The sequence below is a fragment of the Cognatundibacterium luofuense genome (assembly GCF_018139685.1).
GTDB lineage: Bacteria > Pseudomonadota > Gammaproteobacteria > Burkholderiales > Burkholderiaceae_D > Undibacterium > Undibacterium luofuense.
Map to the genome: position 1 here is coordinate 1 of NZ_JAGSPN010000248.1, position 383 is coordinate 383.

Here is a 383-nt window from a genome sequence, read left to right on the forward strand (position 1 = left end):
TGACTTTAGAAAATGCCTGTCGCACCTTATCCAGCACACGCCTGGCGGTACTGGCCGTCGTATCTGGGAAAATCACGGCAAACTCTTCACCACCGTAACGGCCAACGATGTCAGTACGGCGCAAACGCTGACGCAGAATACGGGCCAGCGTGCGTAATACCTGATCCCCGGTCGCATGACCGTAGCTGTCATTGATCTTCTTGAAATTATCCAGATCTATCATCGCCAACGCCAGCGGCGCGCCATTTCTGTGAGCCTGCAATACTTCAGCTTCCAGCTGTTCTTTAATCGCAGTGTGATTCAGCAAGCCGGTTAAACCATCACGCATGATCAAGGCACGCAGTGAGCGGTAACGCTCAGCGCGGGTCGACAGCGAAGAGACC

General features: G+C 54.0%; 1 protein-coding gene. It reads right to left on the reverse strand.

The genetic code is table 11. From position 1 onward, the window contains the following. Nucleotides 1-383 (reverse strand): GGDEF domain-containing protein (locus tag KDM89_RS20255; RefSeq protein WP_212689669.1); only part of this gene is annotated, 383 nt, incomplete at both ends.